General features: G+C 73.6%; 17 protein-coding genes. 13 read left to right on the top strand and 4 right to left on the bottom strand.

Features of this window, described 5'->3' with window-relative positions; translation table 11 throughout:
• Positions 1-130: 130 nt before the first annotated feature.
• On the bottom strand, positions 131-1,213 hold the full coding sequence (locus ACTHLI_RS06995) for an ABC transporter substrate-binding protein (protein WP_440182431.1): 1,083 nt from the start codon (positions 1,211-1,213) through the stop codon (positions 131-133).
• A gap of 191 nt (positions 1,214-1,404) precedes the next feature.
• On the opposite strand from ACTHLI_RS06995, the gene ACTHLI_RS06990 reads away from it, so the two are divergent.
• The 10 genes from ACTHLI_RS06990 to gap all read left to right on the top strand — a co-directional run bounded on the left by ACTHLI_RS06990 (position 1,405) and on the right by gap (position 11,641).
• Entirely contained in the window at positions 1,405-1,890 is a 486-nt protein-coding gene (locus ACTHLI_RS06990) for a universal stress protein (RefSeq protein WP_440182430.1), read from the top strand.
• An 87-nt stretch (positions 1,891-1,977) separates the two neighbouring features.
• Complete coding sequence (gene acsA / locus ACTHLI_RS06985; protein ID WP_440182429.1) at positions 1,978-3,786, top strand: acetate--CoA ligase; 1,809 nt, start codon at positions 1,978-1,980, stop codon at positions 3,784-3,786.
• Positions 3,783-4,769, top strand: a complete 987-nt coding sequence (pdhA, locus tag ACTHLI_RS06980; protein ID WP_440182428.1) for a pyruvate dehydrogenase (acetyl-transferring) E1 component subunit alpha — start codon at positions 3,783-3,785, stop codon at positions 4,767-4,769. Before acsA ends, pdhA begins: the two co-directional genes overlap by 4 nt.
• A complete protein-coding gene (locus ACTHLI_RS06975) occupies positions 4,766-5,743 on the top strand; it encodes an alpha-ketoacid dehydrogenase subunit beta (protein WP_440182426.1) in 978 nt (325 codons plus the stop codon). Before pdhA ends, ACTHLI_RS06975 begins: the two co-directional genes overlap by 4 nt.
• Complete coding sequence (locus ACTHLI_RS06970) at positions 5,736-7,019, top strand: dihydrolipoamide acetyltransferase family protein (protein WP_440182425.1); 1,284 nt, start codon at positions 5,736-5,738, stop codon at positions 7,017-7,019. The genes ACTHLI_RS06975 and ACTHLI_RS06970 overlap by 8 nt, the downstream gene beginning before the upstream one ends.
• Positions 7,016-7,258, top strand: coding sequence for an acyl carrier protein (locus tag ACTHLI_RS06965; RefSeq protein ID WP_440182424.1), 243 nt, complete (start codon positions 7,016-7,018; stop codon positions 7,256-7,258). Before ACTHLI_RS06970 ends, ACTHLI_RS06965 begins: the two co-directional genes overlap by 4 nt.
• 55 nt (positions 7,259-7,313) lie before the next feature.
• Positions 7,314-8,036: a hypothetical protein gene (locus ACTHLI_RS06960; protein ID WP_440182423.1), complete on the top strand. Its 723-nt coding sequence runs from the start codon at positions 7,314-7,316 to the stop codon at positions 8,034-8,036.
• Positions 8,037-8,046: 10 nt separating this feature from the next.
• Positions 8,047-9,576, top strand: coding sequence for a DUF222 domain-containing protein (locus ACTHLI_RS06955; protein ID WP_440182422.1), 1,530 nt, complete (start codon positions 8,047-8,049; stop codon positions 9,574-9,576).
• Positions 9,577-9,596: 20 nt separating this feature from the next.
• Positions 9,597-10,553 carry a GlxA family transcriptional regulator gene (locus tag ACTHLI_RS06950; RefSeq protein ID WP_440182421.1) on the top strand — a complete coding sequence of 319 codons (957 nt, stop codon included), beginning with the start codon at positions 9,597-9,599 and terminating at the stop codon, positions 10,551-10,553.
• An 89-nt stretch (positions 10,554-10,642) separates the two neighbouring features.
• Positions 10,643-11,641, top strand: coding sequence for a type I glyceraldehyde-3-phosphate dehydrogenase (gene gap / locus ACTHLI_RS06945; RefSeq protein ID WP_440182420.1), 999 nt, complete (start codon positions 10,643-10,645; stop codon positions 11,639-11,641).
• Here gap and ACTHLI_RS06940 read toward each other — a convergent pair.
• Positions 11,638-12,252, bottom strand: coding sequence for a TetR/AcrR family transcriptional regulator (locus ACTHLI_RS06940; RefSeq protein WP_440182419.1), 615 nt, complete (start codon positions 12,250-12,252; stop codon positions 11,638-11,640). The two genes, gap and ACTHLI_RS06940, sit on opposite strands and share 4 nt — an antisense overlap.
• A gap of 111 nt (positions 12,253-12,363) precedes the next feature.
• Between ACTHLI_RS06940 and ACTHLI_RS06935 the strand changes: the two genes are divergently transcribed.
• Both ACTHLI_RS06935 and ACTHLI_RS06930 read left to right on the top strand, forming a co-directional pair.
• Positions 12,364-13,188 carry a sugar phosphate isomerase/epimerase family protein gene (locus ACTHLI_RS06935; RefSeq protein ID WP_440182418.1) on the top strand — a complete coding sequence of 275 codons (825 nt, stop codon included), beginning with the start codon at positions 12,364-12,366 and terminating at the stop codon, positions 13,186-13,188.
• Positions 13,185-14,309, top strand: coding sequence for a Gfo/Idh/MocA family protein (locus ACTHLI_RS06930; protein WP_440182417.1), 1,125 nt, complete (start codon positions 13,185-13,187; stop codon positions 14,307-14,309). Before ACTHLI_RS06935 ends, ACTHLI_RS06930 begins: the two co-directional genes overlap by 4 nt.
• 19 nt (positions 14,310-14,328) lie before the next feature.
• Here ACTHLI_RS06930 and ACTHLI_RS06925 read toward each other — a convergent pair whose 3' ends face one another.
• The gene (locus tag ACTHLI_RS06925; protein ID WP_440182416.1) at positions 14,329-16,041 is read right to left on the bottom strand and encodes an ABC1 kinase family protein; all 1,713 of its coding nucleotides are present in this window, start codon (positions 16,039-16,041) and stop codon (positions 14,329-14,331) included.
• A gap of 84 nt (positions 16,042-16,125) precedes the next feature.
• On the opposite strand from ACTHLI_RS06925, the gene ACTHLI_RS06920 reads away from it, so the two are divergent.
• Positions 16,126-17,055, top strand: a complete 930-nt coding sequence (locus ACTHLI_RS06920) for a 5'-3' exonuclease (RefSeq protein WP_440182414.1) — start codon at positions 16,126-16,128, stop codon at positions 17,053-17,055.
• 1 nt (position 17,056) lies between these two features.
• Here the strand turns inward: ACTHLI_RS06920 and ACTHLI_RS06915 are convergent, their stop codons facing one another.
• Positions 17,057-17,473, bottom strand: coding sequence for a hypothetical protein (locus tag ACTHLI_RS06915; RefSeq protein WP_440182413.1), 417 nt, complete (start codon positions 17,471-17,473; stop codon positions 17,057-17,059).
• Positions 17,474-17,650 lie beyond the last annotated feature (177 nt).

Below are 17,650 nucleotides of genomic sequence, written 5' to 3'. Positions count from 1 at the left end.
CCCCGGCGGGGCGGGGCCACCCCCCCCCCGCGCCCCCCCCCCCCCCCCCGCCGGGGGGGGGCGCCCGGCGGCGCCCGCGGCGGCCCCGCCCCCCCCCCCGACGCCCGATTCGATCAGATCGACCACGGGGTCACTTGATGTTCTGCTCGAACCAGCTCACGATCTGCGACTCCTGGTCACCCCAGTAGACCGGGTCGAGGCGCTGGTAGGCGGAGGGGAAGGCGGGCACGGCGCCGGCCGGGGAGACCCCCTTCACAACGGGCCAGAACAGCGAGTCGCCCGACGGGTCGGCGCCCTCCATGACCTTCTGCCCCTCGGGCGACAGCGCGTAGTCCACGAAGCGCTTCGCCTCCGCCTGCTTCGTGGCGTCGAGCTGCTTCTGGATGCCGAGCACGCTGGGCAGGAGGGTGGACTTCGGCAGGTAGACGATCTTCGGCTGGAACTTCGCGGTCGCCTTGACCTTCAGGGTCTCCCCGATCGCGGCGGAGCTCTGGACGATGCCGTAGTCGATCTGGCCCGTCTCGAGCGCGTGCAGCGTGTCCCCGTTGGTCGGGTAGACCTTGAGCCCGTTCTTCTTGAGCGCCGTGAAGTACGCCTCCCCCTTCGCGATCCCGTCGCTGGTGCCGCCCAGCTGGTTCATGACGCCGGCGATGAAGGGGTAGGTGGGACCGGACTGGGCCGGGTCGTTCATCCCGACCTTCCCGGCGTACGCCGAGGTGAGGAGGTCGGTGTACTGCGTCGGAACCGTGCTGGTCCGGGCGGCGTTGTAGATGACCGCGGCCATGAGCGTCGTACCGGTCGGCGTGTACGCGTGATCCGCGGGCTGCAGCGCGGTGCCGGCCGCGGTGAGCGGCGCCGACGACTGGTACGGCAGGAGCAGGCCCTGCTTGTCGAGCGACGCGAACGCCTGATCGCCGTCGACCCAGAGCATCGACCACTGGGGGTTGCTGCGCTCGGCGCCGATCTTCGTCAGCAGCGGCCCGGTGCTGTCGTCGTCCACCTTGACCGGGATGCCCGTCTTCGCCGTGAAGGCCTTCGCGACGGCCGAGTCGTAGCCCTCCGCGGCGTACAGCGTCAGCGGCTCGACCGTTCCGGACGCACTCGCCGATCCGGTGCCGGTCGCGCTCGCCGTGGCGGAGCACCCGGCGAGCGCGGCGCTTGCCGCAGCGATCACCAGGGCACCGAGGATGCGCCTCTTTCCCGTCGTGTCCACGAACCTCTCCTTGATCGATGTCACCCGTCTGATGTGACGAGTGTTAGAGAGGATCGGTATCGTCCGTTTCCGTCAATTGTCGGCGCGGTGTCGAGTAGGTGAACGCCGTCGCAGCGCGCTCCGCCCTCCTGCCACCGGCAGCGGGACCATCGGCCGTGCCCCGGAAGCGCCGTGCGGTGTGCACTCGGCGCATGCGGGATGTGGAGGACGGCCAGGACGGCGGCTCGAGCGCACGGCGACGCATCGTGGTCGGCATCGACGGCACCGACGCGAGCGTGGCGGCGTTGAGGTGGGCGGTGCGTCAGGCGCGGATGACCGGAGCCCGGGTCCAGGCCCTCATGGCCTGGGAGGTGCACGTCACCGTCATGCTCAGCCCGTCCTCCACCGAGGAGGACTCCGAGCGCGATGTCCTGCGCCTGCTGGAGGCGACGGTGACACGCGCCGGCGTCCGGGCGGGCGAGGACGTGGACACGACGCTCGTGCAGTGGCGTGCGGGTCCCGCGCTCGTCCGCGCCGCGCAGGAGGCGGAGCTGCTCGTGGTGGGGAGTCATCGGTACGGCGCGATCTCCGGCATGCACATCGGCTCCGTCGCCGACTTCTGCGTGAACCACGCCCCGTGCCCGGTGCTCGTGCATCGGGTCACGGCCGAATCCGTACCCGGCGCGGTCCGGATCTGAGCGCTCGGGGCCACGGTCAGGAGCGCAGCGCGCGGCCAGGGTCTTCCGCCCCTGGTCCCGGCTCGCGCGGCGACCTTGATTGCCCCCATGACGCTGCTGACGAGCCCGGGGCACCGGCCGACCATCCGGAAGGACCTCCGCGCGCTGCGGGTGCGGCCGAACCTCGCCGACTACGAGGCGACCTGCGCCTCGTTCCGCTGGGCCGACGCGCGCGCCGCTCTCGACGGGCTACCGGGAGGCGGCCTGAACATCGCGTACGAGGCGGTCGACCGGCACGCCGCCGGTCCGTCGGCGACGAAGGACGCGCTGCGCTTCGTCCGGTCGGACGGGACCGTCGAACGAACGACCTACGCGGAGCTGGCGGCGGCGACGAGCCGGTTCGCCGACGTCCTGCGGCGCCTGGGCGTCGGCCGCGGTGAGCGGGTGTTCTCGCTGCTCGGCCGGCGGCCCGAGCTGTACATCGCCTCGCTCGGCACGCTGCGGAACGGCAGCGTGTTCGCTCCCCTCTTCTCCGCCTTCGGCCCCGACCCGGTGCGCCAGCGCATGCGGCTCGGCAGCGCCCGGGTCCTCGTCACCACGCGTGCGCACTACCTGCGGAAGGTCCTGCCGATCAGGCGGGACGTGCCGACCCTCGAATTCGTCCTCCTCGTCGACGAGGAGGACGACCCGGCGGACCTGCCGCCGGGCACCCTCCATCTGCCCACCCTGCTCGCCGCTGCCGCGTCGGACCTCCCCGTGGTCAGGACGGAGCCCGAGGACATGGCGCTCCTCCACTTCACGAGCGGCACGACGGGGCTGCCGAAGGGCGCGGTGCACGTGCACGACGCCGTCGTCGCCCACGCGGCGACCGCGCGCTTCGCGCTCGACCTGCATCCGGAGGACGTCTACTGGTGCACGGCCGACCCGGGCTGGGTGACCGGCATGTCGTACGGCGTCATCGCGCCGCTCGTCCACGGGGTCACCGCCGTCGTCGACGAGGACGAGCTCGACGCCGACCGGTGGTACGCGATCCTCGAGGCGCAGCGGGTGTCGGTCTGGTACACCGCGCCCACCGCGCTGCGGATGCTGATGAAGGCCGGAGCGGATCGAGCGGCCGCCCACGACCTGTCGGCGCTGCGTTTCGTGGCGAGCGTGGGCGAGCCGCTCAACCCGGAGGTCGTCGTCTGGGGCGTGCACGCCCTCGGGCTGCCGGTGCACGACAACTGGTGGCAGACCGAGACCGGCGGGATCATGATCGCCAACTTCGCCGCCACGGAGGTGCGCCCGGGATCGATGGGGCGCCCCGTGCCGGGGGTCTCCGCCGCGCTCCTGGCCCGGGACGAGGAGGGGCGCGCCCGCGTGCGGGACGGCGAAGCGGTGCTCGTCACCGAGCCGGACGAGATCGGCGAGCTCGCGCTGCGGCCGGGCTGGCCCTCGATGTTCCGCGGCTACCTCGGCGAGGAGGAGCGGTACCGCCGGTGCTTCGTCGGCGGGTGGTACGCGACCGGCGACCTCGCGAGACGGGATGCGGACGGGTGGTACTGGTTCGTCGGGCGCGGCGACGACGTCATCAAGTCCTCCGGGCACCTCATCGGGCCGTTCGAGGTCGAGAGCACGCTCATGGAGCACCCCGCGATCGCGGAGGCCGGGGTGATCGGCGTGCCGGATCCGGTCGCGGGCGAGCTGGTCAAGGCGTTCGTGGAGCTGAAGCCGGGGCGCGCGCCCTCGGACGCCCTCCGGCTCGAGATCATCGGGTTCGCCAGGAAGCGGCTCGGTGCGGCGGTCGCCCCTCGCGAGGTCGCGTTCACTGAAGCGCTTCCCCGCACCCGGAGCGGCAAGATCCTCCGGCGGCTGCTGAAGGCCAGGGAGCTCGGGCTGCCGGAGGGGGACACGTCGACGGTCGAGGCCCCGCGATGACGGAGGTCCGCGCCGCGTTCGACACCGACCTCGCGATCGGGCTGCTGCGCCAGATGCTTCGGGTCCGCCGCCTCGAGGAGCGGTGCATCGAGCTGTACAGCGCGGCGAGGATCCGCGGCTTCCTCCACGTGTACATCGGCGAGGAGGCGGTCGCCGCGGGCGTGATCTCGACGCTGGACGGCGACGACGCCGTCGTCGCGACCTACCGCGAGCACGGGCACGCGCTGCTCAAGGGCGTCTCTGCCCGGGCGATCATGGCCGAGCTCTACGGCGCCGTCGAGGGCTGCTGCCGCGGACGCGGCGGCTCCATGCACCTGTTCGACAGGAGCGCCAGGTTCTTCGGCGGGAACGCGATCGTCGCGGGCGGCCTCCCCCTCGCGGTCGGGCTCGCGCTCGCCGACGCGATGACCGGACGTCGCCGCGTGACGGCCTGCTTCTTCGGGGAGGGCGCCGCGGCGGAGGGCGAGTTCCACGAGGCGCTCAACCTCGCCGCGCTGTGGCACCTCCCTGTGCTCTTCTGCTGCGAGAACAACCGGTACGCGATGGGCACCGCGCTCGAGCGCTCGGAGTCGCAGACCGACCTGGCGCTGAAGGCGGCGGCGTACGAGATCCCCGCCTGGTCGGTGGACGGGATGGACGCGCTCGCGGTGCGGGAGGCGGCCGCGCGGGCGGTCGACGCGGTCCGCTCCGGCGGCGGCCCGCACTTCCTCGAGCTCCGCACCTACCGCTTCCGGGCCCACTCGATGTACGACCCGGAGCGCTACCGCGAGCAGGCCGAGGTCGCGATGTGGCGGCAGCGCGACCCGATCGACGGCCTCCGCGGGGCGCTCGGGGAGGCCGGGACGCTCTCCGACGACGACTGGACCGCGCTGCAGGCCGGGGTGGACGCGGAGATCGACGACGCCGTCGCCTTCGCGGAAGCGGGCTCGCCCGCCCCGGTGAGCGACCTCCTCCGCTTCGTGACCAGCGAGGCGACGTCGTGAGGACCACGTACCGCGAGGCGATGCGGGAGGCCATCCGGGAGGCGATGCAGCGCGACGACCGGGTGTTCCTGATGGGCGAGGACGTCGGGCGCTACGGGGGCTGCTACGCGGTGAGCCTCGGTCTGCTCGAGGAGTTCGGCGCCGACCGGATCCGGGACACCCCGCTCTCCGAGTCCGGGTTCGTGGGTGCGGGGATCGGCGCCGCCCTCGGTGGCCTGCGCCCGATCGTCGAGATCATGACGGTCAACTTCAGCCTGCTCGCGCTCGATCAGATCATGAACAACGCGGCGAGCCTGCTGCACATGTCCGGCGGCCAGTTCGCGGTGCCGATCGTCATCCGCATGACCACGGGCGCCGGGCGGCAGCTGGCCGCGCAGCACTCGCACAGCCTGGAGGGCTGGTACGCGCACATCCCCGGGCTGCGCATCCTCGCCCCCGCGACCCTCGAGGACGCCCGCGGGATGCTCTGGACGGCGCTGCAGGATCCGGACCCCGTGCTCGTGTTCGAGCACGGGGCGCTCTACCCGACGTCCGGCGAGCTCGCGGAGGACGCGGGGCCCGTGGACATCGAGCACGCCGCGGTGCGCAGGACCGGTGCGGACGTGTCGCTCATCACCTACGGCGGGACGCTGCCGATGGTCCTCGACGCCGCCGACCGGCTCGCCGGCGAGGGCACGGCGGCGGAGGTGATCGACCTCCGCACGCTCCGCCCGCTCGACGAGGAGACGCTGCTGGCGAGCGTCGCGAAGACCCACCGCGCCGTGGTGGTCGACGAGGGCTGGCGCAGCGGGAGCCTCTCCGCGGAGGTGAGCGCCCGCATCGTGGAGCACGCGTTCTACGACCTGGACGCACCCGTCGGCCGCGTGTGCAGCGCCGAGGTCCCGATCCCGTACGCGCACGACCTCGAGCAGGCCGCGCTGCCCTCGCTCGAGCGCGTGGTCGACGCCGTGCACGAGGTGGTCGGGCATGGGTGAGTTCCGGATGCCGGCGCTCGGCGCCGACATGACCCAGGGGACGATCGTCGACTGGCTGGTGAAGCCCGGCGACGTCGTCCACCGCGGCGAGTTCGTCGCGTCGGTCGACACCGACAAGTCCGTCATCGACGTCGAGACGTTCGAGGACGGCGTCGTCGCCGAGCTGCTCGCCGATGTCGGCGACGTGGTCCCCGTCGGCGCGCCCCTCGCGCGCATCACCCCCGCCGGTGCGGGCTCACCCCCTCCGCCGGTCGAACGGCCACCGGCGAGCCCACCGGTGCGGCGCTTCGCCGAACGCGCCGGCGTCGATCTCGCGTCCGTGCACGGCACCGGCGCCCACGGTGAGATCACCCACGACGACGTCACGCGTGCCGCCCGACCCGCAGCACCCGCAGCGCCGCCCGCCCCTGCCGCGCCACCGGTGCCCGCGGTGCCCGCGGCGCCCGGCGCGCACCAGCGATCCTCCCCCAGGGCGCGGAAGCTGGCCGCCGCGAGCGGCGTCGACCTCACCGGCGTCGTCGGCACCGGCCCGGGAGGCGCCGTGACCGAGCGCGACCTGCGCCCCGCTCCGCCGGTCGCCACAGCTGAGCCGCCCAGGGCCGGAGGGAAGCGCGCCGAGGGCCTCCGACGCACGATCGGCTCGCTCATGGCGCGGTCGAAGAAGACGATCCCGCACTACTACCTGCACACCACCGTCGACCTCCGCGCCGCGACGGCCTGGCTGGCAGCGGCCAACACCGGACGCCCGGTGTCGTCCCGACTGGTCCCCGCCGCGCTGCTGCTGAAGGCCACGGCGCTCGCCGCTCGCGAGACGCCGCAGATGAACGGCACCTTCGTCGACGGGTCGTTCCGTCCGAGCGGATCCGTGCATCTCGGCGTGGTCGTCGCGCTCCGGACGGGCGGGGTGCTCGCCCCCGCCATCCACGACGCGGACCGGCTCGGCGTCGACGAGCTCATGGCGAGCCTGCACGACCTCGTCGCCCGGGCGAGGAGCGGACGGCTGCGGCGAGCCGAGATGACGGACGCGACGCTCACCGTGACGGACCTCGGCGAGCTCGGGGTCGACGGCGTGCTGGGGGTCATCTACCCGCCCCAGGTGGCGCTCGTCGGCTTCGGTCGCGTCACCGAGCAGGCGTGGGCGCATGACGGCATGGTCGGCTCGCGGCCCGCGGTGACCGCGTCGCTGTCCGCGGACCACCGGGTCAGCGACGGCATGCGCGGTGCGCGCTTCCTCGCCCGGATCGACGAGCTGCTGCAGGAACCGGAGGCGCTGTGAACACGAAGGACGCCCGCGCGGCCGTGGAGGCCGCATTCGCGCAGGTCGCACCCGACATCGACCCCGCCGAGCTGACCGACGCCGCGCGGCTTCGCCAGGACCTCGAGATCGACTCGCTGGACTTCCTGCGTCTCGTCGAGACGGTCGCCGCGTCCACCGGGGTCAGCACCCCGGAGCGGGACTACCACCGCCTCGACACCGTCGGGGGCTTCGTCGCCTACCTGGCCGAGTCGGCCTGAACCGCCCGGGACCTTCGCCCGTCGACATCGTCGCCGCCGACACGGAACGTGAGGCATGCGCGGACCCGAGCTGGAACGACTGAGCGGCATCGCAGGCCTGGTGGGCGTCGCGATCGGCGCGGGCGCCGTGGTCTTCGAACGGGGCGTGAGCCGCGGTGCCGGGCCGGCGGCGACGATCCGCCATTTTCAGGAGTACGGCGACGTCATCCGCCTGCAGTCGCTGCTCTTCGTCGTCGGCGCGGGGTTCTTCCTCTGGTTCCTCGTCGGTCTGCGGTCGCGGCTCCGCGCGGCGGAAGGCGGCGACGGCTCGCTGGCCGATCTCGTCCTCGTCGCCGGTGCGCTGTCCGGTGCCCTCACGCTCGTGGCGCTCGCGGTTCAGGTCGCACTGACGTTGGAGGCACCGCTCGTGGCACTCGCCGCCCTCAACGACGTCCTCTTCGTGGTCTCGGGCCTACCGCTCGCCGTGGCACTGGTCGCGGTGGCGGTCATCTCCTTCCGGCACCACGCGTTCGCGCACTGGGTCGGCTGGCTGTCAGCGGTGACGGCCGTCACGCAGACGATCCCGGTGCTCGGCATCGCCGCCCGGAGCGGCGCGCTGGCGCCTGGCGGTTGGCTCTCCGCGTTCCTCCCGTTCCCGCTCTACATGGTCTGGCTCACCACCACCGCGGTGGTGTTGACGGTCGGAGCGCAGAAGATTCCGGCAGCTGATCGGCCGTCCGCGACGGTGCTCGCGACTCCGACAGCGCGGTCGGGAGGGAGTGTCGGACGGGGGTCGTAGGTTCGGATACATGTTCGAGAGCGACGGTCTTCAGGTGCTCGATGCGCCATGGGACCTCGACGACTTCGCGGGGTCCGTGCTGCATCCGGACGCGATGCTCCCGCCGGTTCCGGAGGAGCCGGCCGGCGACGCGGAGCAGTGGCTCGCCTGGGTGGGCGGCGAGATCGACGCCGAGATCGCTGCGGCGGACCCGATGGAGCGGTTCGCGCGCGAGTTCGGCCGTCCCGCGTCGCCGGACGAGCTGGAACGGTTCGCGCCCGCGTCGCTCGAACGCGCGGCCGCCGCGCAGGACCGCGCGGTCGGCGCCTTCCGGGTGCGCAGCGGGGCGGACGCGGGCTGGATCGCGGCGCTGCTCGACGCGCACGAGGCGTCGGTCGCGGACCTCACCGTGCGGTTCGGCCCGCAGGTGGCCACGTCGGATCGTCTCGGTGGCTTCGCGTTCACGAACACGATCGCGCTGCTGACCCGGACCGATCCGCGGCGGGTCGCGCATCAGGTGCGGACGGCCCTCACCCTCCGCGACCGGCTCCCGCGCACCTGGGCGGTGTTCCAGGCCGGCGACACCACCTGGCCGAGAGCCGAGAAGGCGGTCGCCCGCTTCGAGGGGCTGGACGAGCAGCACTGGGCTGCGTACGACCTCGAGGCGTCCAGGATCGTCCGCGACTCCACCCGGGTGCGGGCCGACCTGCGGCGGATGCGCGAGCGGCTGCAGGACGACACCGCCGCGCAACGGGCGAGGACCACCTTCCAGCGGCGGACGACCGTCCTCGAGGCCGGCCCGGATGCGGGCGCCGCCTTCGTCGTCGAGGGCCTGGCGACGGACTGGCTGCCGCGCAGCGAGGCGATCCAGCGGCTGGCGGTCGCCGCGCACGGCACCGACCCGCTCGGCCGCACCGTGGCGCAGCTGCGCCACGACATCACGCGCCGCGTGTTCGACCTCGGGCTCGAGGCGTTCGAGGCCTCCGCCGCCGCGGGCGGCGAGGTGGTCCCGGCGAGGACCCGCGTCCAGGTCGCGCTGACCATCACCGTCCCGGCACTCGGCTGGCTCGGCCGCACGCGCGAGCAGGCGGTCCTGGCCGGGTACGGCCCGATCCCGATGGAGCTCGCCAAGGCCTACGCGGGCCAGGCGACCTCGTTCGTCCGGGTGCTCACCGACCCGGTCACCGGCGTCCGGCTCACGATGGACCGCACCGCTCGGAAGCCGCCGACGGACCTCGATCGCTGGGTGCGCATCCGCGACGGCCGCACCCGGTTCCCCGGTAGGACCACACCCGCCCATCTGGCGGACATCGACCACGCGCGCGAGTGGCAGGACGACGGCTTCACCGACGAGGACAACCTCATCGTCCTCGACCGCCCGGCCCACAACGCCAAATCCGTCGGCCTCTTCACCGACGAGCTCCTGCAGAACGGGATCGTCCGCATCGGGGATCCCTGGGGGCACGTCTTCGAGGACCCACCCGACGACCCGATGGATCCGGCGCCGTCCGCCCCCGTCACGGGCACCCCGCCGCCGGTCGATCCGCCCTGCCCGTTCTGACGCTGCCCTAGCGTGAGGACGTGACGGACGATCCCCTCCGCCGCGTCGCGGTGCTCGTGCTCGAGGGCGCGAAGCCGCTCGACGTCGGCATCCCGGCCCAGGTCTTCACGACCCGGCCGAGCATGCCCTACGAGGTACGGGTGTGCGGGCCGGCACCGGGGGTGGTGGCCGGAGGGGACGGGCTCGACTACGCGGTCGCGAGCGGTCTAGAGGCCCTCGAGTGGGCGGACACGGTCTTCGTGCCCGGGTACCGGTTCCCGGATCGCGAACCGCCACCGCGCCCCGTGCTGGAGGCGCTGGCCCGAGCCGCCGACCGCGGCACCCGGCTCGCGGCGATCTCGACGGGCGCGTTCGCACTCGCCGCGGCCGGTCTGCTCGACGGGCGACGGGCGACGACGCACTGGCACTACACGCGTGCGCTCGCCGAACGGCACCCGCTCGTCCGCGTCGACGAGGACGTCCTGTTCGTCGACGAGGGCGCCGTGCTCACCTCCGCGGGCGCGGCGTCCGGCATCGCCCACTGCCTGCCCATCCTGCGATCGGACCTCGCGGTCGCGGCGGCGACCCACGCGGCGAGACGGCTCGTCGCCGCGCCCTACCGCAGCGGCGGCCAGGCGCAGTACGTACCGCGGAGCGTGCCGGAGCCGCACGGCGAGCGCTTCGCCGGGACCCGCGAGTGGGCGCTCCGACACCTCGCGGAGCCGATGACCCTCGAGGTGCTCGCCCGCGTCGCTGCGGTGTCGCCGCGGACGTTCTCGCGCCGCTTCGCGGACGAGACGGGCTCCACGCCGCTGCGCTGGGTGATGCGGGCCCGGGTGGACGTCGCACGCGAGCTGCTGGAGCGCAGCGATCGCAGCGTCGAGCAGATCGCCGCCGACGTCGGCCTCGGCACGGCGGCGAATCTGCGGCTGCACTTCCGGCGGGTGCTCGGCACGACGCCCGGCGACTACCGGAGGACCTTCACCGACCGCGGATGATGGCGCGATCCTTGCGGACCATGGCCCTCCGGCCACTGTCGGCTCCTCCGGCGCTCGACGAGCGTGTGCAGCGGAAGGAAAGGACCTCCATGACCCGCATCGCCATCAACGGATTCGGCCGCATCGGACGCAGCGCGCTGCGCGCGCTGCTCGAACGAGGCAGCGACCTCGAGGTCGTCGCCGTCAACGACCTCACCGAACCCGCAGCACTCGCGCGGCTGCTCGCGTACGACTCCACGGCCGGCCGCCTCGGGCGCCCGGTGTCGGTGGACGGCGACGCCCTCGTCGTCGACGGGCGCCGCATCCGCGTGCTCGCGGAGCGCGACCCGGAGGCGCTGCCGTGGGCGGCGCTCGGGGTGGACATCGTGCTCGAGTCGACCGGCCGGTTCACGTCGGCCTCAGCGGCGGGAGCCCACCTCCGCGCCGGAGCGGGACGCGTGCTCGTGAGCGCGCCCGCGGACGGCGCCGACGTCACCATCGCCTACGGCGTCAACACGGACGCGTACGACCCGGCGGCCCACCGCATCGTCTCCAACGCCTCCTGCACGACGAACGCGCTCGCCCCGCTCGCCGCCGTGCTCGACGACCTCGCGGGCATCGAGCAGGCCTTCATGACGACGGTGCACGCGTACACGCAGGAGCAGAACCTCCAGGACGGCCCGCACCGCGATCCGCGTCGCGCCCGTGCCGCGGCCGTCAACATCGTGCCGACGACGACCGGGGCCGCGAAGGCGATCGGGCTGGTGCTCCCCCGCCTCGACGGCCGGCTCGCCGGGGACTCGATCCGTGTCCCCGTGCCGGTCGGTTCGATCGTGGAGCTGAACGCGACCGTGGCGGCGGACGTCGACCGGGAGCAGGTGATCGAGGCGTACCGGGCCGCCGCGAACGGATCGCTCGCCGGGATCCTCGCGTTCTCCGAGGATCCGCTGGTGTCGTCCGACATCGTCGGTGACCCGGCGTCGTCGATCTTCGACTCCGCGCTCACGCGGGTGGAGGGCAGGCACGTGAAGGTCGTCGCCTGGTACGACAACGAGTGGGGCTTCTCGAACCGCGTGGTGGACACGCTCGAGCTGCTCGCGGCGTCCTAGCCGGAACGGCCCTCCCCGAGCAGCCCGGCGAGCAGCGCCAGGGCGCCGTCCATGTCGACCTGCGGATCGAGCAGCCACTGGGTCTGCAGGCCGTCGGAGGCGGCGATCACGAGCGCGGCGACGAGGTCGGCGTCGAGATCGGCGCGGATCGTCCCGGCACCCTGCTGCGCCCGTACGCGGTCGGCGAGGCCCGCGCGGACGGTGGCGAAGCGGCCGGTCGCGAAGGCGGTCGCCGCGTCGTGACCGCTCTCGAGCGCCGAGGCGACGAGCGTGGAGTAGAGCTGCACCATCCCGGGGACGGCTCGGTTGCGCTGGGCCGCCAGCCGCATCACCTCCGTCGGCGGCACGTCGCCTGGCGTCGGGGCCTCGCGCTCGAGGCGACGGGCGGACTCCCGGTAGACCTGCACGAGCAGCTGCTCGAGGCTGCCGAAGTGGTGGGTCAGCGCTGCGTGGGTGACGCCGACCTCCTGGGCGATCGCCCGGAGGCTCGTGCGCCCTGCGCCCCGCTGCGCGAACACCTCGATCGCCGCGTCGAGGATCTCCTGCCTGCGGGCGACACCCTTCGCATAGCCGCCCCTTGGGTGCTGCACGTCATCGCGATCGTCGGCCATCCCGGCAGCGTAGGACCCCGGCAGCGCGAATACCTCCGACTGGAGGTTTTCATGTACGGTCGCGGAAGCACCCGACGGTGCGCCCCGACGACGTGACGAAGAAGGACTCTCGTGGCCAAGCCAGAAGCATCCGTGCAGCTCTACTCCCTCGCGCAGGAGTTCTCCGACGACATGGACGGGTCGCTCGAGCGGCTCGCCGCGATCGGCCTGCGGCACGTGGAGGCGTTCGACTTCGTCCGCCGGCCGAACGAGATCCGCGCGGCCCTCGAGGCCGCCGGGCTCGACTCCCCCACCGGGCACGCCCCGCTCCTGTCGGACACGCTCTGGACGCCGGACGGCTCGATCCCGACGCCGAAGCCGGAGGTCGTGTTCGAGGCGGCCGCGACCGTCGGCATGACGACCGTGATCGACCCGTTCGTGGCACCCGAGCGCTGGCTCACGGAGGACGGGGTGCAGGACATCGCGGAGCGGCTGAACGCGGCGGCGGAGGTCGCCGCCGGGTTCGGCCTGAGCGTCGGCTACCACAACCACGCGCAGGAGTTCATCGCGTCCTTCGACGGCCGCACCGCCTACGAGCGCTTCATCGAGCTCACCGAGGACCGGGTCGCGATCGAGCTCGACCTCTTCTGGGCGCTCACCGGCGGTCAGGACGTGCCGGGGCTCGTGGCGCGGCTCGGCGACCGGCTCGTGGCGCAGCACATCAAGGACGGCGTCGCGCCGGCGAGCAACCCCTTCGCACCCGGCGCGCCCGAGTTCGCCTCCACGAGCCTCGACCAGCGCCGTGCCGGCGAGGGCGACGTGCCCCTCGTGGCGTCGCTCGAGGCGGCGACCGCGCTGCAGTACGCCGTCATCGAGTACGACCACGCGCCGGGCGACGTGTTCGAGGACATCGCCGCCTCCTTCGCGTTCCTCACGGACGGCGGGTTCGTCCGATGAGCGCGGTCGGGGTCGGCGTCATCGGGGTGGGGGTGATCAGCGACACGTACCTCGAGCACCTGGGCTCCTTCCCGGACGTCGAGGTGCTGATCGTCGGCGACCTCCTGCGCGACCGCGCGAAGGCGCAGGCGGAGAAGCACGGCATCCGGGCGCACGGCACCCCGGAGGACGTGCTCGCCCACCCGGACGTGCAGCTCGTCGTCAACCTCACGATCCCCGCCGCGCACGTCGAGGTCTCCGCGGCGGCCGTCGCAGCGGGCAAGCACGTCTGGAGCGAGAAGCCGATCGGGCTCACGCGCGACGGCGTCGCGGGGCTGCTGGAGCAGGCCCGCGCGGCGGGGGTCCGCATCGGATCCGCTCCGGACACCCTCCTCGGGCCCGGGTTCCAGAGCGCGCGACGCGCGATCGCCGCGGGCGTCATCGGCGAGCCGCTGTTCGCGCAGACGGCCTTCCAGACGCAGGGCCCCGACCTGTGGCACCCGAACCCCGGCTTCCTGTTCGCGCAGGGCGCGGGGCCGCTGCTCGACATGGGCCCCTACTACTTCTCCGCGCTCATCAGCCTCCTCGGCCCCGTCGACCGGGTCGCCGCGGTCGGGATGCGGAAGCAGGAGGAGCGGCGCATCCACACCGGACCGAACGCGGGAGCCACCTTCCGGGTCGAGGTGCCGTCGACGATGCAGATCCTCACCGCCTTCGAGTCCGGGACCCAGGCGCAGAGCCTGCTGAGCTTCGACTCGGCGCTCGAGCGCCAGGGCGTGCTCGAGGTCCACGGCACGGAGGGCTCGATCGTGCTGCCCGACCCGAACATGTTCACGGGCCGGATCGCGTTCGTGCGGCCGCTCGGCGTGCTGCGGGACGGCATGTCGGTCGAGCAGGAGTGGATCCCCGTCGAGGAGACGGGGGCCGTCACGGGCCGCGGGCTCGGCGTGCTCGACATGGTGCGCGCGATCGCGGAGGGGCGCCCGCACATCGCCTCCGGCGACCTCGGGCGCCACGTCGTCGACGTGCTGCTCTCCGCGCAGGAGTCCGCCGAGACCCGCGAGTTCGTGCCGGTCCGCAGCACCGTGCCCCCGGTGCCGATGCTGCCGGAGGGGTTCGACCCCTTCGCGGCGACGCTGTAGCCGCCTCCGCGCCCTGCGCTCAGCGCCGTCCGCGGCCTGCGAGCAGGGCGTGGAGCAGCGGGACGACGGACACGACCATCAGCGCCGTGCCCGGCACCTGCCCGTTCGGGAGGAGCACCGCGCCCGCGGTCAGCAGGCCGCCGAACAGGACGGCCGAGACCGTGCGGCCACCGGTGCGCTCGAGCCGGGCGACGCGACGCTCGAGGTTCGGGGACGTCGCGACGACGGCGCCGCGCTCCACCCGATCCGCGAGCGCGTCGAGCCTCGCGGGGAGGCGGAGCGCGAGCCTCGCCGTCTCGACCGCCTGCTGCGCCACGTCCTGGACGAGGTTGCCGCGCTCGTCGCGGAGCAGTCGCGCGGCGTACGGCTCGACCGAGTCCCAGAGGTTGAACCGCGGGTCGAGCGCGCTGCAGACGCCGGAGGTGAGCGACACCGCCCGGATGATCAGGAGGAACTGCTCGGGCAGCTGCACGGGCAGCGCCCGGACGGTCTCGCCGAACTGCTCGCCGAACTCGCGGAACTCCCGCGGGTCGACCTCCCGCAGCTGCGCGAACCCCATCCCGCCGAAGCGCGCGAACAGCTGGGTCATCGCGCGCTCGAGCTCGGTCGTGTCCGCGGTGGGCAGCAGCACGCCGATGTCCTGGATCGCCGTGACCAGGCCGCGGCCGTCGCGCGCGGCGGCGGCGATCAGGAACCTGCGGAGGCCCGCCCGGGTCGCCGCCGGCACCTCGCCCATCATCCCGAAGTCGATGAACGTCAGCTTCCAGCCCCGCTCGTCGCCTGCGGCGGCGACCGGCGTGACGAAGATGTTGCCCGGGTGCGGGTCGGCGTGGAAGAAGCCGTGGATGAACAGCTGATCGAACATGACCGCGGCGAACACGGGGGCGACGTCGGCCGGGTCGATGCCGGCGGCGGCGAGCGCCTCCCGGTCGGTGATCTTGATCGCCGTGACGTCCTCGAGGGTGAGCACGCGCCTGGTGGTGCTCTCCCAGGCGATCGCCGGCACCGCGACGCGGTCGTCCTCGGCGAAGTCGGTCGCGAACCGCACCGAGTTGCCGGCCTCGGGGAGGTAGTCGACCTCCTCGAGGCTCGTCGCGGCGAACTCCTCGACGAGGGACGGCATGTCGACGCGGTCCGAGACGATGCGGATCCGGCTCAGCCAGCGACCGACCCGGCGCAGCGCCGCCAGGTCGACGTCGATGATCGCCTCGATCCCGGGCCGCTGCACCTTCACGACCACCTGCTCGAGACCCGACTGCGCCGCCTCCTGCGGGGACAGCCGTGCCCGATGGGCCTGCCCGAGCGACGCCGCGGCGACCGGGCGCTCGTCGACGGTCGCGAACGCCGCGTCGAGCGGGAGGTGCAGCTCCGCCTCGGCGAGCGCGCGGATCGCCCCGAACGCGACCGGCGGCACCTCGTCCTGGAGCCCCTCGAGCTCGGCCGTGATCTCCGGCGGCAGGACGTCGAGGCGCGACGACATGAACTGCCCGACCTTGATCATCAGGCCGCCCAGCTCGATCGCGAGCCCGTGGAAGCGCCGCGCCACGCGCCGCATCCGGGCGGGCCTCGTCGCCTCCGAGATGCGGCGCAGCCCGATCCGTGGCAGGGCGAGCTCGAACCACCACGTCACCGCGAGGTTCCGCAGCGCGAACCGGAGGATCCGGCGGTACCGGGCGCGGGTCGCCCGGGTCACGCCCTGAGGCGGCTCCCTCCGCAAGCGGGACGAGGGCATCGGTCGGGCCTCCAGCCGTGCGTGTACGGATGTCGACCATAGAGCGGGCGGCAGGGAGGTCTGCGCGAGCGGCAGACTGCCCGCATGCCAGCTCGCCGTCTGATGCTGCTCGACACCGCAGCGCTGTACTTCCGCGCCTTCCACGGGATGCCCGAGACGGTGACCGCGCCCGACGGCACGCCGGTGAACGCGGTGCGCGGCCTGCTCGACATCATCGGCCGGCTCGTCGGCGAGTTCGACCCGGCCGGGCTCGTCGCGTGCTGGGACGACGCGTGGCGTCCCCGCTGGCGGGTCGAGCTCGTCCCCACGTACAAGGCGCATCGGGTCGCCGAGGAGGGCGACGCCACCCACCCGGACCGGGAGGTCGTCCCGGAGGCGCTCACGACGCAGATCCCCGTCATCCGCGAGGTGCTGGAGGCGCTCGGCGTCGCGGTCGTCGGCGCGGCTGACCACGAGGCGGACGACGTGATCGGGACGCTCGCTTCGACCGCGAGCACCCCGGTCGACGTCGTCACGAGCGACCGCGACCTGTTCCAGGTCGTCGACGACGAGCGCGACGTGCGGGTGATCTCGACCGCGCGCGGCATGCGGGACCTCGAGCTCGTGACGGAGGCGGTCGTGCGCGCGAAGTACGGGGTGGCGCCCGAGCGGTACGCCGAGTTCGCGACCCTCCGCGGCGATCCGTCGGACGGCCTGCCCGGCGTTGCGGGCATCGGCGAGAAGACCGCGGCGGCGCTGCTCGCGCGGTTCGGCGATCTCGACGGGGTCCTCGCCGCCGCGCACGAGAGCGGGAGCGGGATCCCGGCCGGTCAGGCGGCGAAGCTGCGGGCCGGCGACGAGTACGCGCGCCGCGCGCTCCCGGCCGTGCGGGTCGTGCGCGACCTGCCGCTGGCGCCGTTCGACCCGGCGCTCCGGCTGACCGAGGAGCGGCGCGCCGCAGCGGCGGCGCAGGCGGAGCGGGGGGGGCTCGGCGGCTCGCTGGACCGCGCGCTGGCCGCGCTCGGGCGCTCCTGAGTCAGTAGCCCGCGGGCCAGTGGAAGGCCGCGGGCGCGGTCGGGGCGCTGCCGTCGGTCGTCACGACGATGTCGATGTCCTCGTGGCTCCGCAGCACGATCTCGCGCGGGTCCTCCGTGGTGGCCTTCCCGTTCACGAAGACGGCGACCCGGGTGCCGCCGCGCCCGTCCACGTACGGGCCGACGGCGCCCTTGCCGAGTCGCACGCCCCACTCCGCGAACGCCTGGTCGAGGTGGAAGGTGCGCTGGACGGGCGACTCGACGTGGAGGATGCCGCTCGTGTCGTGGGTGTGCAGGGCGGACAGCTGCTGCGTGGCGACGTCGATCCCGAGGTCGGCGGGCACCTGGACCGCCTTGCCGTTCACGGTGATGGAGAGGTGCTGGTGGATGTGCAGGGCCGTGCCCTCGGCGGTGAGCATCGTGAGCCCCGCGGACCGCACCGCGGACTCCACGTCCGTCGGCAGCGCCCACGGGGGCGGCGGCGGACTGCCGGCCGCCCCCCACGACCCCCCCGTGGGGTGCCCCGGCCTGTCCGCCGCCGCGGTCCTCGCGGGGGCGGCCGCGGCGGACGCGCAGCGCACCGCGACCACCGGCAC

The organism is Amnibacterium sp. (genome assembly GCF_051956055.1).
Classification (GTDB): Bacteria; Actinomycetota; Actinomycetes; order Actinomycetales; family Microbacteriaceae; genus Amnibacterium.
Note: the sequence above shows the minus strand (reverse complement) of the source record. Positions and strands in the feature narration are given on the sequence as shown.